The organism is Roseofilum capinflatum BLCC-M114 (assembly GCF_030068505.1).
Taxonomy (GTDB): Bacteria; Cyanobacteriota; Cyanobacteriia; order Cyanobacteriales; family Desertifilaceae; genus Roseofilum; species Roseofilum capinflatum.
In genome coordinates this window covers 1-13,390 of sequence record NZ_JAQOSO010000024.1, presented here as the reverse complement: position 1 = coordinate 13,390, position 13,390 = coordinate 1, and the positions used below count along the sequence as shown (strand labels likewise).

Annotated in this window: 11 protein-coding genes; 3 read left to right on the top strand and 8 right to left on the bottom strand. The window is 46.0% G+C overall.

The window, feature by feature from the left end:
- Positions 1–136: 136 nt before the first annotated feature.
- The 3 genes from PMG25_RS05655 to PMG25_RS05645 form a co-directional block, all read right to left on the bottom strand.
- Positions 137–586, bottom strand: coding sequence for a Crp/Fnr family transcriptional regulator (locus PMG25_RS05655; protein ID WP_283765930.1), 450 nt, complete (start codon positions 584–586; stop codon positions 137–139).
- Between the two features lie 565 nt (positions 587–1,151).
- The gene (locus PMG25_RS05650) at positions 1,152–4,307 is read right to left on the bottom strand and encodes a HEAT repeat domain-containing protein (RefSeq protein WP_283765929.1); all 3,156 of its coding nucleotides are present in this window, start codon (positions 4,305–4,307) and stop codon (positions 1,152–1,154) included.
- A 20-nt stretch (positions 4,308–4,327) separates the two neighbouring features.
- Positions 4,328–5,911, bottom strand: a complete 1,584-nt coding sequence (locus PMG25_RS05645) for a bifunctional metallophosphatase/5'-nucleotidase (protein ID WP_283765928.1) — start codon at positions 5,909–5,911, stop codon at positions 4,328–4,330.
- A 115-nt stretch (positions 5,912–6,026) separates the two neighbouring features.
- Here PMG25_RS05645 and PMG25_RS05640 point away from each other — a divergent pair, with 115 nt between their 5' ends.
- Positions 6,027–6,917, top strand: coding sequence for a PhzF family phenazine biosynthesis protein (locus tag PMG25_RS05640; RefSeq protein ID WP_283765927.1), 891 nt, complete (start codon positions 6,027–6,029; stop codon positions 6,915–6,917).
- A 489-nt stretch (positions 6,918–7,406) separates the two neighbouring features.
- On the opposite strand, the gene PMG25_RS05635 is transcribed toward PMG25_RS05640, so the two are convergent.
- The 5 genes from PMG25_RS05635 to PMG25_RS05615 form a co-directional block, all read right to left on the bottom strand.
- Positions 7,407–7,982 (bottom strand): hypothetical protein, encoded by a 576-nt coding sequence (locus PMG25_RS05635; protein WP_283765926.1) that lies wholly within the window; start codon positions 7,980–7,982, stop codon positions 7,407–7,409.
- Between the two features lie 101 nt (positions 7,983–8,083).
- Positions 8,084–8,707, bottom strand: a complete 624-nt coding sequence (locus PMG25_RS05630; protein WP_283765925.1) for a hypothetical protein — start codon at positions 8,705–8,707, stop codon at positions 8,084–8,086.
- 26 nt (positions 8,708–8,733) lie between these two features.
- Positions 8,734–10,113, bottom strand: coding sequence for a CHAT domain-containing protein (locus PMG25_RS05625; RefSeq protein ID WP_283765924.1), 1,380 nt, complete (start codon positions 10,111–10,113; stop codon positions 8,734–8,736).
- Between the two features lie 134 nt (positions 10,114–10,247).
- Positions 10,248–10,964, bottom strand: a complete 717-nt coding sequence (locus PMG25_RS05620; protein WP_283765923.1) for a phycobilisome rod-core linker polypeptide — start codon at positions 10,962–10,964, stop codon at positions 10,248–10,250.
- Positions 10,965–10,998: 34 nt separating this feature from the next.
- The gene (locus PMG25_RS05615; protein ID WP_283765922.1) at positions 10,999–11,472 is read right to left on the bottom strand and encodes a globin family protein; all 474 of its coding nucleotides are present in this window, start codon (positions 11,470–11,472) and stop codon (positions 10,999–11,001) included.
- Between the two features lie 395 nt (positions 11,473–11,867).
- Between PMG25_RS05615 and PMG25_RS05610 the strand changes: the two genes are divergently transcribed.
- On the top strand, positions 11,868–12,662 hold the full coding sequence (locus PMG25_RS05610; RefSeq protein ID WP_283765921.1) for an LmeA family phospholipid-binding protein: 795 nt from the start codon (positions 11,868–11,870) through the stop codon (positions 12,660–12,662).
- A 54-nt stretch (positions 12,663–12,716) separates the two neighbouring features.
- Positions 12,717–13,316, top strand: a complete 600-nt coding sequence (locus tag PMG25_RS05605) for a MotA/TolQ/ExbB proton channel family protein (RefSeq protein WP_283765920.1) — start codon at positions 12,717–12,719, stop codon at positions 13,314–13,316.
- Positions 13,317–13,390: the final 74 nt, after the last annotated feature.

Genomic DNA, 13,390 nt, shown 5'->3' with positions numbered 1-13,390 from the left:
GCAATTTAAGATTGCAACTGCAATCGCTCTTCAAATTTCCAATCACCCCTCTTAGGGATTGAAACTCAAAACCTAATAGAGATTTCGATAAATTTCAACACTTTCTATTTCCAAAACACCCATTTTTATTTAATTTTTAATTGATACAACTCTGAACCTCTTGCATCCATTGTTGATAAACCACTTGCTGCAAGGTTTGACTAAAATCCCGGCAAATGGAGATCAAAATCTGGGGGCGCTGGTAGCCTAGACTCATTAACCGTTTTTTATCAATTTTGAACAGTTGACAGTCGGTTTTGGCCGTAAATTGTAGTTGGGAGGGTGAGTCATCAAATAAGTCAAGATAGCCAAAACCGGAACCGGAAGCAATTTCCTTAATCGGGATTAACTGGTCTCCAGAGCGTTTAGAAGAAATGACGGTTCCCGACCCGACAATATAACAAGCGTTCATCACCTTACCGGCGGCAAGGATGATTTCATGTTCTAAATACTGTTCTTGGACTAACTCTTGGGAGATTAAAATCAGTTCGTCTAAGCTCAGGCTTTGGAACAGGGAGAGGTTTTGCAGGAGGATAATGGGGTTCATTAGTTAGGGAATGGGGAATGGGGAATATCAAGTCCGGGTAATATCAAATCCGGTTAAACATTTGTCATTGCGACCGAAGGGAAGCATTCGCGCTTCGCGTTTCACGCAAGCTTCGCTTTTCATGTCCGCGAAGCGGAAACGCCAAGATTCGGAGATGATCGAGATTGCTTCATTCCGCTCCGCTCCATTCGCAATGACATATTACAACTGATCCAACGGACTTGATATAATCCATTAAAATATTGCATGAAGGTGGGCAGGGTTTGTTGTTAAAAGTTGAATGATTTCGCTTATCCTCCTGCCCACCCTACGCAAACTAATTAAGGAGTAAGGGAGCGAGACGCTCCCACTCCGAAACAGGAAGGAGTGCGGGCTAATTAAGGAGCTAGGGAGCGAGACGCTCCCACTCCGAAACAGGAAGGAGTGCGGGCATCTTGCCCGCTTCTCCCCATCCCCCATCTCCCCATCCCCCCATCTCCCTATCTCCCTGTCTCCCTATCTCCCTATCTCCCCATCCCCCCATCTCCCTATCTCCCTGTCTCCCTATCTCCCTATCTCTCCATTCCTATACTGTAATCTCGGTTTCTTCTAGACTTTGCTTGAGGAAGGTGCTGAAGCGTTTGCAAATTTCTATAATCATATCGGGTTTTTGGTAGACCAAATCGAGGAAGCGATCGCTCTCTAATTTCAGTAAAGTACAATTGCTCTGGGCGATCACATCCACCCAAGCGGGGGTTTGGTTAAAGAGTTGGGATTCTCCAAAGTAATCCCCTGAGTGGAAGGTAGCCAGGATTTGGGGATTCCCGCCGATGGTTTTGACAATCTGAGCGGTTCCGGAAGCGAGAATATAGAGATGGTGGCGTTGAGATCCTTCGGTAACGATCGCCTCTTCGGGGGCAAACTGTTCTTCGATTAATTCCTGATTAATCAACAGTAACTCATCTAAGGAAAAATGGCGGAAGAGCTGAACGCGGGTGAGGATATAGATCCGCTCTAGGGTTTGCTCCTGGTGACAGGTTTGGCTTCCGGCGGGAAATAGGGTTTTGGCCACCTGCTGCACCAGAGGATCGGGGGTTTGGATCAGGGTCTTAGGAATGTCCACCAAAGCCACCATTGCACCGAGTTCTAACCATCGGTCTTGGGAAGCGAGGCTCTCTAAAATCAGTTTATAGCCCTGGGTTTTCATCCATTGGGCATCGGTCTCGATGTCCTGTTGCGGCAAGCCACCACTAGCCCAGGTTTCCAGGAAGGGGAGCAGGGGTTGGACAAATCGACGATAGCGCAGGGAGGCGATGGTTTCCACTGCATTGGCCCGATCGCGTAAATTCTGGGAATGAATCACCTGTTTGAGCGCGTCCAGAGTATCGCCACAGCCCAGGCTGGAGAGGGTATGGAACACCCGGTCTAGAACCCGTTTTTGATAGTCCCGAATGGCGATCGCCAAAAGTTGCCACTGGGGACGGTCTGCGGGAATCTGCTGCCGCCAGTCCCAACTGCGGCTAAATTGCTGTAACTGGGGCGCTAAATAGTGATAGAGCCGATCTTCGGCGCGGGGTGTGCCCATATATCCCAAGGTGGCGATCGCCCCATCCACCACTTCGGCACGGGGCGACTCTAGATAGGGTTCCACCCAAGATAGGGCGCTCTCTCCCCCATGGGCTAAGGCCTGGGCAGCTTGTTCGCGCACATGAGGATGGCCGTCCGTTAAAGCTTGGGCTAAATAGGGGAGAAGCTTTTCCTCCGGCGCTTTGCCCAAAATTGCAATGGCTGTGGCTCTCACCTGGGGATCGCTATGACCCAACTGGGAAGCGGCCAACTCCCGGATCTGGGCAAACAGCTCGCAGTTGAGGCAGGTTATATACTCTAACCCCTGTTGCTGGACTTCCAAGGGAGCATGGCGGATCAGGGGGTCAAGCAGAATGAATAGATCGGGGTTACTGGTGCGAGCGATGATATGGATGATATTTTGTTGGCTCTGGGGGGGCAAATTGGCCGCCCAAGCGTCTAAATCATCGGGTAATGAGGTTTTTGAGGTTTGCAGGTCTGCCAGGGTAATCAGGGCGCGAATTTCTGGGTTTCCCGTTTCCCAAAACTGCGATCGCTGGGGTTCGGGAGCCGGTTGTTGACAGATAATCAACAATTCTAAGGCGATCGCCCGTCCTAGGCGATCCGTTGACTCTAACAAATTCCGGGTACAAAAGCTTTGATCCTCAGCCGGAAGTTGGCTCAGAAACGTCACTACCCCCTGGCGCAGTTCCGGGTGGGTGTGGGAAAACAGGGTTTTCACTTCCGGCAACACCTGGCTAGGGTTCTGGAGACGAGTAGCTAATTGTAGCCCTAAAAGCTGAGTTTGGCGATCGCCACTGGTGAGCATTTTTTTCACTTCCTCTTGATAGGAAGCCGGAAGTTTCACCCATCCCGTTTTCACCCCCTCTAAATTCACCAATCCTTCCGTTACCATAGACATTAAAGAATCTAGATAACTGCGACCGGTCAAATAACCCACCCCACTATAAATAATACTTAAACCAATACCCAATAAGGCCGTTGTGCTTAAATTTCCCCACTTTTGGGCGCTTAGAAGAATCAAACCCCCTAACACTTGCCCAATCGGGGAAAATAGCCCTTCACTCAAAACTCGAAACCGCCCCAAAATGCGCGGGGGAACCGCATTATAGTTCAGCAGACGTACCGCTTCTGCCATACCATAATTGAGGGAGCGCTGGTTAATGTTAGTGAAAACCGCCGAACCGAGTCCTGGAGCGAGAAATAAACCGATAAAACTAGCTAGGGTGGTGATCGGATAAATCAGATTCATGCGTCGCACTCCCATTGTCTGAATTAACCAGGGAGTGACGAGAGACGATAAGCCAAATTCTAGTACACTTAAGAGCGTGGCCATTAAAGCGAGAAAACTGGCTAATTTTTGGGCATCTCCCAAGGTCTCAGCGTAGATGGCTGAGTATTGGTATTCTCCTAAGAGCCGCAATAATAGGAGTAAAAAGGTATTGCCCGTCAGAAACAGAATAATCGGATAGCGGGAAATCAGTTGGGGAAATTGGCGCAGGGAGTCTTTGAGGGTTTCCGCTTGTTGATGGGGTTCGTTAACTTCGATATCGTTTTGGTCAATTTCAATATAGACCATTTCGGCGATCGCCAGCCCATACAATACCGGCAGTGCCATCACCAGCACAGAGGGTTTAATCACCTGAAGGGCAATACCGGCGATCGTATTCGCCAGTAAATAGCCTAAACTAGAGGCTAAATTCAGATAAGAGGTATAGCGCTTCAGTTCTAACGCCGTAAAATAATCCGCCACCAAATTCCAAAAGCCGATTTTAATCACCAGCACGCTGACGACTTCGGAAAAAATATAAAAGATAAACAGAATATAGAGTCCAGACTCTAACCATCCCAAAATTCTTAACCCCAACATAAACAGGGCACTACCTAACAGCAGCAATTGCAGCAAGCGCTTATGGGAAAATTGACCAATCACCTGGGAAAACAACCCAGAGATAGCAATTACACAAATCGGGGTTAAGGTATAGAGCAAGGGCAGTTGATCCGCTCCTGCATTAGCCAAAAACAGGGAACGAGCGAGTAAAGATGCTAACCCTTGAGTTCCCACTAAGGTTAAGGCCAGCAGCAGAAATGCGCCTAGCCTTTTCAGTTGATCTTCGGATAAGCCTAGGCGCTTTTTGAGGACGGATAACAACATGGGATAGGGACAACCAAGGGTTACGGGTTAATGTCGGAGCGATCGCGGATATATTCTATCAGAGTATCAGACAATAAATACCCCGTATCCATCATATTTTTACCTTCAGCAAATAGGCTATATCCATCTCCTCCTTTAAACAAAAAACTAGACGTAACTACCCGATACGTTTGATCCAGATCTAGGGGAACATAAGCGCCATCAGCTTGTCGAGTTTGGATACTCAGCATCCGCGAACCCACCGGTAAATCGGCGCTCCAATCCAGTTTCAGTCCCGCCACTTGGGGAAAACAACCATCGAGTTTCTCCACTTGACTGACTCCATATTCTAGAAGCTCTTTAATCTGTTTTCCCGTTAAGTCTACTTCAATAATCGTATTGGAAAAAGGGAAAGCTTCTAAAACATCACCGATGCTAATTTCTCCGGCTGCAATACTTCCTCGAATTCCACCTCCATTAATAATTGCAATTTGAGTATTGTTAAGGACTGTTTTGGTCAGCAATGCTTCTCCTAAAAGAGTGCCTAGGTTGGTTTGCTTTTGGCGAATATCCGGGCGATCGCCATTCAGTTTAACCGGGGTTTTTCCAATCACTTTAGCCTTCATTTGATCGATGGGTTCAGCGAAAGCTTCTAAAATCTCCTCAAATTGAGGATGATCGGTAATTTCCGCATTTACAGGATGAAGATTTCCCTGCCAGTTCTGAAGATTTCCCTGGCGATTAAACGTAATATCTAAATCCCCTAAATATTTACCCCATTCCCAAGCGGTGACGACTAAAATGGGTTGACCATTGGGTGTTTTTTCCACAATAGGATAGGGATAAGTTGCCTCTGGCATATCTCCGACTCTGGTATGGGAATGGCCGCCAATAATTACATCTATTCCATCGACTTGTTGGGCTAACTTGAGATCCTCAGTAATTCCCAGATGGGTGAGGGCAATGATTTTATTAATTCCTTCTTCGCTTAACGCTTTGATTGCTTCTTTGGCTGCTTCCACTGGGTCTAAAAATTCCACCCCTTCCCCAACTTCTGCCATACTCATGGTTTCCGGAGTTGTGAGTCCCAAAATCCCGATCTTTTGCCCATCCTTTTCCAGAATAGTCCAGGGTTGGACTAACCCAGAGAGAGGGGAGTTAGACGCGATTTTAAGATTAGCCGAAACCAGGGGAAATTTACTCCCTTGAATGAATTTTGCTAACACCTCCTGACCCCGATCGAATTCATGATTGCCGAGGGTCATGGCATCATACTTTAAGGCATTGTAAAATTTACTATCAGCTTGCCCTTGATAGGTGTTAAAATAGAGTGTTCCTTGGAATACGTCACCTGCATCTAAGACGAATAAGGGTTGATTGGCGATCGCACTCTCTTCTCTGAGTTGATCGATTAGGGTTTTGCGTTTAGAAATCCCTCCCAATGTCCCATTTTCTCCCATCCCTACGGGTTCTAAATGGGCGTGATGATCGTTGGTGTGCAACAAACGGACTTCAAAAGCAGCCGCGCTCCAGAAACGCCCACTGATTAGCCCAATCATGACGGCGATAACAAGGCCAAGAAGGACTTGTAGGCTTCTTTTCCAATAGACTGAAGTTCGAGTCATTGATTTGTGATTTTAGAAGTTTCAATAAAGTATTCCCATTTTAGGAGATCTCCATATTAAATTTCCCTAAAACTTTGATAAACTAAACTTAAGTCCATGACTGGTGTGAGCTTCTATGGCTTCTGTCCCTTTTTATATTGTTGATGTTTTTGCTGTGAAACCCTATAGCGGCAATCAATTAGCTGTCATTCTCGATGCGGGAGAACTGACGACGGAAACGATGCAAACTATTGCCAAGGAAATTAACTTTTCAGAAACTACGTTTATTTTAGGCGATCGCCCGGAAAATGGTGGCTACCCAGTCCGCATCTTTACCCCCACGCAAGAACTCCCCTTTGCAGGACATCCCACCCTAGGCACTGCCTACATCATCCAGCAAGCCATTATTGGATCAACCGTCGAGCGCGTCACCTTAAACCTGCAAGTCGGCCAAATTCCCGTCCATTGGCAAACGGAGAATCAAACAGAAATCTTATGGATGCAGCAAAATCCGCCAGAATTTACCGCTACCTATTCTAAAGAAGTCCTTGCTCCTATCCTCAGTTTAGAACCGGAAGACATTGACGATCGCTTTCCCATTCAAACCGTCTCGACTGGAATTCCCTTTATTATCGTTCCCCTGAAAACCCAAGCCGCTCTCAAGCGATGTCGAATTCAGCAACCCTTATATTTTGAATTTATAGAAGACAAGCCCGTAAAAATGATTTTTGTCTTTTGTCCCGAAACCAAACATCCCGAAAATACCTTTAGCGCTCGCATGTTTGCCGACTATCTCGGCATTCCCGAAGATCCCGCAACCGGCAGCGCCAATGGCTGTTTTGCAGGCTATTTAGTTCAACATCATTATTTAGAAACTGAAGATATTCATAATGTGCGCGTCGAACAAGGCTATGAAATTAATCGCCCCTCCCTCTTACACCTCAGCGCTCACCGGCATCAAGATACGATTTCGGTTCAAGTCGGCGGTACAGTCATCCCCATTGCCAAAGGTGAATTCTTCCTCTAGTCCATTCTCTTACAGCGCGAAGCGCTGTAATGTTTTTCCTAGCAGGCTAAGGACTCTGTTACAATCTTGACTTTACCTCGTTGTACACCTCTTAAGATGCGATATGCTGCTTTGTATTCTTCACTCTCCTTGCTAAAGGTTTGACAGGTTAGCTTGAGGAAGAACAAGTCTTCAGTGGAAATGGAGTTGATTATACTAACGGAAGCAAAAAGGCTAGAGATGTAGTCGGATAGTTTGTCTGTCGCTGATAGCATGGTATTCTCCCTAAATCCTGATGTTTTTATTCTCTACAAGTTTTTGCGATCGGTAAGTGACACTCCTCAGTGTTGAGGATGATCGTGTACAAGCTAACCTGTGATGGCTATTGAGCAGCTATGGCGACGGAGATCACTGCCTGGCAATTCGCAGAGCGATCGCTTTACGCATCGCGCCAGTGATGCCGTGGCTTTGTACTAGGGGCAAGAGGTAAACGGCAATAGGCGTTACTCATTACCCCGCACTTCTTCCCCAAAGGGCTAATCCTCCCCCCCGTCCGCGAGCAGCAATCAGGTTATCTTGGACTAAAAAGTAGTTGAAAAACGCTAGTTCCCGGATAGGCGCACCATAGAATCGAGCGTTGCGGTTTTCTCCGTTGCGAATCAGGGTAGAAAATAGGACTTTACCGAAAAATTTCACTTGCATTGTCGTAAAGTCAAATGCTAGAATGGAATTAGACTTTAAACGTTTTGCGGGCCCAAACACGACTAGGGTAAACAAGCCGATTTGAATTCGATTTTCGACTTCTCCCCCTTCAAATTTCTCCCCCTCGATCTCTTCTAAATCGGGTAACGGACGGTAAACCAATTGAATTGGAATCACCCGCAGCAGGGTTTGCGCTAACTTCATCTGCGTCAAATTAAGCGATCGCCCCCGTTGTTTTTCCCCCGTAATCCAACACAAGCGCCAAGTTCCCGCTAGTTGCTCGAAGCTATAGGGCGCTTTCTCCTTTTTCCCCCACTTTTCCCAAGCCAACAGTTCCTCAACCACCTCCCCCCCATCGGGAGCCGCCACTTGAGGGTTCAACATTGATGCGACCGTCTGTTCGAGTACCGCCAAATTTGTCATTTTTATTCCTGTCCATAGATCAGTCATTCAAGAGGCGGTTTTACCCGCCCCTAAATCTCCCATTATTTCAGTCTGGATAATCCTTGCAAATCAAACTTTTGCAGCCAAACTTGGCGATCGCTCTCTGTAAAAGACTGATCGCGAGATTGGGCCTTCACTTGAAAGCGATCGGCCACCAAAACCCCCGTAATATTTTTCCCCTGAGTCACCGCCGGAAACCCCCCAATATTTTTGGTACTCTTTTCGTACTTTTTCCGAGCCGCAGGCAAACTAATCGTATCGGAAATCGACAAAACCGCCATATCTGTTCCTCCCTGCTTCAGCTTATATTCAGAAAATCCCTTTTTCTCCTGAGCTGCAACCACCTGATACCCATCCCCAGACCTGGGGAAAAAGCGGTTCAAACGAGAACCTGGAAGCGCTTCCTTCTTCACGGCTGGTGCAGCATTGCGTTTAGTCGTCTCCCGTTGCGTATTTTGCCAAGATTGAGTCGTATCCTCTGAACTCTTCTGGGGCTGAGTTTGGGTTGGCGTATTCCGTTGGCTACTGCTTGAAGATGAAGATCCGGTCGTACCCGCACAACCAGAGACAAACACCACTGTCGCCAGCGCAACGGCAACCCACTGTTTCCGTTCAAAGCTAAAGATCATCAGTATGTCCTCCACTTGAGATCGATCTGTTCCCATTGTGGCTGATGATCCTTACCCTCTGTCTACCAAGGAGAACCAATGAGAGTAAAAGCCGCCCAATAAAACGGAGCGGCTAGATTATCAATAGCCAAATTACTTAGCTCTGAAGGTAATTCCACCGCCCCCCGACTCCCCCGTAATTCACGGTTATTTAAACTTACTTCTCCTCGTAATAGGGAAATTTGCGCTTGGCGCAGGGCTTCCGCTTTCATTGAAACCCTGGGTAACTGCTGATAAAATTCACTCATCAGTGCCAAAGTTCCCCCATCACTGACATACCAAAGACTCGCTAACGCTGATTGCACACCACTTTCAAACGCTAATCCCGCAAACCCTAATTCCGCTTCCGGATCGCCAATAGCCGTCCGACAAGCACTCAACACCAGTAAATCCAAAGGCGGATCATCCAAAGGCAGTTGGCGAATCCGATCCAGGGTAAGCTGAGTATCCCAAAATTGAATATAGGATTGATTCGGTTTTCCCGGCTGAAATTCAGCATGGGTGGCTAAATGAACAATATCAAAATCCTGGGATTCCAATTGGGTTTGTAAGTTCTCTAAGGTAAATTCCTCATTCAAAAACGCTCGGCTCTCCCAAACGTTTTGCCCTTGCACTATCCCCTCACGGAGCAACTCCAATTCTAGGGCAACGGCAGGTAAAGGATTGAGATTCTTAAACTCCGAGGCTCCCATCGCCAGAAGTTTTGACTGTTGGGGTTTTTCTGCTCCCACCGTCATCAAGTTAAACGCTGGGATCATCGCCAAGTTATATTTTTCCACTAAAAATTGCTCACCATCAAATAAGGCAGCAAACGGAACCGATCTTAATCCCACTCCTGTACATAAGAGTAAGGTGTCAATGCCTTCCGTTTCTAATTGGGCTTCTATCGGGCGGATGATCCACTCGTAGAGTTGTTGTGCCGAAGCTTGATATCGCGTTGTCCGGATATATCGGGGATTGGTGATTGTGCTGCGAAATTCATCAGCGATTTCCCCAAGTTTAGGTTGAGATGCATCTTGGATCTGATGATGGGTTAGATGACCCTGAGCCGTCATCAAAAGTAAATTTAGACCTTCTGGCATAGGATGAAGATAGAGTAGCGCTGGGGTTTTTCCAGTTTCTTTCTCCTTCCGAGCCAGAAACTCGGCAATTTCTGGTGCTTGTAGGGCTGACTGATTCCTAGTCCCTGATTGGAAGTAATCGGTGTAATCGTTTTTCCACATCTGTTCTAGATGGTTAACGACACTGATTAACTCTTGTCGATCTGAAGGCTCTTTTGACTCAAGGGGGAGACTCCAGCTTAAATGCCCAGTTACTACAATGATACTGAATACAACCAAAAACAAGCCCAGGCAAGAGATCCACCGGGTTGCTCGTTTACGCATCAGATAATGATCAAACATAAGGTTGACCTTCAAGACATGAAAGGATCTCCTCTGTCATAACAAATTTAGGAGGCCAACGGAATGATTTCTCTAGCCACAAAAAAACCTGCTGAAGCAGGTTTGAGTTAGGAAGACGGAACAATACACAATCATCAACCAATCGCTGACCGTAATTTTTCCAGTTGTTGAGGTGAAATTGACGCTAATGCTTTTTGTCCCTGTTCAGATTCCACGAGCTTGACTAATTCCTGAACAGCTACTTCAACTTCGTTGGAAATCGGAGGATTAAGAATTTCGCCAGCTTCGGGATGGCAAACTCCTCCTTCACACACCCAGCCTAAGTCATGCCAATATCGGGTGGGGACAGTGGTTCCCCGTTGCCCAATGTGTTCGGAGTTCAACCACTGGGTTTCTAGGTAAGATTGGGGTGATTCGTAATATTTGGGCGATCGCGCATAAGGAACGGTAAAACATCCGAAAACTTTCCGGTATTCCTCTGAATCTAGAATAGCGGTAATTAACTGGTCAACACCTTTTGTGGTTAAAGTTTGCGAATAGTGTTGAATTTCAGCTTTATCTTTTGGCGCACGACCAAGAAAGTGTTTCAAGCAGATTTCTAAGAACTTCACATTGGAGTAACGGTGATAGAAAGAATCCAGATAAACAGCAGAATGACCTAGCTCTTTCAGAAACCGACGTACTCCAATTTTATCGTGCAAAAATTGATGCTCGGCTTTCTTTAAAAGTTTGTGTTCATACTGATAAGGCTGACGCTCCAATACTTGATAATAGATGGCGATCAGCGCTTGTTGCCGTTCTTCGAGCGATGAAGTTCGACTGACAGTTATGGGTTTAGGGGGGCAGTTCATGGGTGTATTTTCCTCTACAACAGGATCGATTTACTTAAACATGGGAGTTCAACATCACGGTAATGATTTTGATATAAGGATGGACTAAACTACTACAGTTAGGGGGCAACAGCTCATCCACTTCTTTATGCAAATAGTCATAAACCCTCGTACAATGACTGGTGCGTTTATAAGCCACTAAAATAGTGTCGAGCCAAAACATCATTTGTTCTTTGAAGAACATCTCGTCATTCCGCAAAATTGACAAGGCAATATAACGAATGACTGAACCCATATCGTATTTGCATCGAGCGCCATGATTTTTGATTAACTCTGGATAGGCTTGGGCAAATTTACGGAGGGTATTGACGATCAGCTTTTCACTGTTTTCACTCAGAAGCTGATAGGTTTGTAGCCGGAGTTGATAGCTTTGCAAATATTGCTCTAAAGGATAAAGCTCTTGTGCATTGAGGTATCGGCCATCAGCCTCTATTAGTTTGGTATCTAGATCGTGATTTAATGTATGCATGGTTATATCCTCGGAAGATGCTTGAATAGGGCTGAACTTATCAGCAAATTTCTGAATTCTTACTTCACCTCTCTTCTTCTAGGTTGCCTCAAGACTAAAATATTCTCAAGGTATTGCAGCGATTCTTAATAAAGATTTTTACATTTTTTGATGAATCTCATCTCACCCTACTCCTTGAAGCGTGAAGATTTATTTCTGTATATTGCTAACCCTGAGAGAGTTTAGCTCGCGATCCTGGGGATTTCTATATTTCCCAATGCCAAAATCCGCCCTGAAGCCTCGATCTTCGAGCATTGAGCCGAGATCTGCCCTGAGTTCAGAGGTCTTATGTTGTCGGTTGCTTTACAATTTGTTACATTAATCGAGTGTAGAACTGTATCTAACTGAAAAACAGCATGTTTACTGGCGTCACCGGTTTCTTTGGCAGTCCTGGAAATACAGATATGGGAGAGAGGCTCCTCAATACCGTGGCGAGCCAGTCGATTCGTCATCTGTTCACCCGCAGTGAATCGATTGAGGTGTCGATTCGCTGTTATCCATCTAGCAAAATTCTACAAGGAGCGATCGATGGTTTGCAAATGCAAGGCCGGGGCTTACTCATTCGCAATGACTTTCCTATGGAGGAGATGTCGTTTCAAACGGATGCTGTAGCCCTTGATTTTAGCGCTCTGCTTGGGGGGAAATTGCGCTTGAAGCAACCCACTCAGGCTGTTGCCCAAATCACCCTATCTGAAGCTGGCATTAACCAGTCCTTCCAGGCAAAATTGGTGACGAAACGGTTGGAGAATCTAACTCAACCTACCTTAACTGAAGTGTCTGGAGGAAATCCGGTTTCGTTTAAAGAGGTTTCGGTTGAGTTACTTCCCAATCATCAAATTCGATTATTGGCGAAAACGGATGTGGGAGGAGGTGAGCTGATTCCGATTGCCATGAAAGCTACGTTAGTGGTGGAACGTCGCCGACGCATCATTTTTAGCGACGCTCAGTTTGAAGAAGATCGTATTCCCCCAGAACTATGCGATCGCGCTCAAACCTTAACCCAAGCTCTAGCTGACATCTTGAATGATATGGTTGATCTAGATCGATTTGACCTCGATGGTGTTACCTTGCGGATTAATCGCCTAGAAACTCAAGGTAAAAATCTATTGTTTAGTGGTTATGCTCAAATCGATCATTTTCCCGATACTTAGCTTCTTATCTGTGCGCTAACTGTGATAGACAGCCTATTTTCCTTGGGTGGAGTTGTGATTGTACCGTTGTTAGGATTTTCTATCCTAGCAACTACCTTGATCCTAGAACGGTTGATGTTTTGGTGGCAAATCACTCGCCGCCAAAAACGATTAGCACAAGAGGTGTTACGAATCTATCGTCAGGATGTGACAACGACCTTAATCAAATTAGATCAGAATCGAGATTTACCTCTGGCCAGAATTTTTATTGCTGCTCTGGAACTGGATCAACCCACCCCAGAAGAATTCCGATTAGCCCTGGAAAGCGCAGGACAAGCAGAAATCCCTATCCTGAAGCGATATAATACCCTCTTTGAAACTGTAATTACCGTAGCTCCTCTATTGGGGTTGTTAGGAACCATTCTCGGTCTAATTCACGCTTTTTCTGCCCTGCGTATCGGAGATCTGGGGGGGATGGACAATATTGGCGTAACCGCAGGAATTAGTGAAGCCTTGATTTCTACTGCTGTCGGATTAGTCGTGGCGATCGTTACCCTATTATTTACTAACCTATTTCGAGGTCTATATCGCCGACAAATTTCCCTGATCCAAGAATATGGTGGCCAACTAGAACTGATTTACCGCAAACGGTTCATGAAAAACCAAAAAAACTAACCTTGTCTTGACTAAAATGACAAAACCCCTTTGTGTGAAAAGGGGTTTTGAGAAAGAATAACCTGGCACCGAGC

What these genes read in the sequence shown, in the direction of transcription:
- PMG25_RS05655 (WP_283765930.1), bottom strand. Translation starts at nt 586, where the DNA reads ATGAACCCCATTATCCTCCTGCAAAACCTCTCCCTGTTCCAAAGCCTG.
- PMG25_RS05650 (WP_283765929.1), bottom strand. Translation starts at nt 4,307, where the DNA reads ATGTTGTTATCCGTCCTCAAAAAGCGCCTAGGCTTATCCGAAGATCAA.
- PMG25_RS05645 (WP_283765928.1), bottom strand. Translation starts at nt 5,911, where the DNA reads ATGACTCGAACTTCAGTCTATTGGAAAAGAAGCCTACAAGTCCTTCTT.
- PMG25_RS05640 (WP_283765927.1), top strand. Translation starts at nt 6,027, where the DNA reads ATGGCTTCTGTCCCTTTTTATATTGTTGATGTTTTTGCTGTGAAACCC.
- PMG25_RS05635 (WP_283765926.1), bottom strand. Translation starts at nt 7,982, where the DNA reads ATGTTGAACCCTCAAGTGGCGGCTCCCGATGGGGGGGAGGTGGTTGAG.
- PMG25_RS05630 (WP_283765925.1), bottom strand. Translation starts at nt 8,707, where the DNA reads ATGGGAACAGATCGATCTCAAGTGGAGGACATACTGATGATCTTTAGC.
- PMG25_RS05625 (WP_283765924.1), bottom strand. Translation starts at nt 10,113, where the DNA reads ATGTTTGATCATTATCTGATGCGTAAACGAGCAACCCGGTGGATCTCT.
- PMG25_RS05620 (WP_283765923.1), bottom strand. Translation starts at nt 10,964, where the DNA reads ATGAACTGCCCCCCTAAACCCATAACTGTCAGTCGAACTTCATCGCTC.
- PMG25_RS05615 (WP_283765922.1), bottom strand. Translation starts at nt 11,472, where the DNA reads ATGCATACATTAAATCACGATCTAGATACCAAACTAATAGAGGCTGAT.
- PMG25_RS05610 (WP_283765921.1), top strand. Translation starts at nt 11,868, where the DNA reads ATGTTTACTGGCGTCACCGGTTTCTTTGGCAGTCCTGGAAATACAGAT.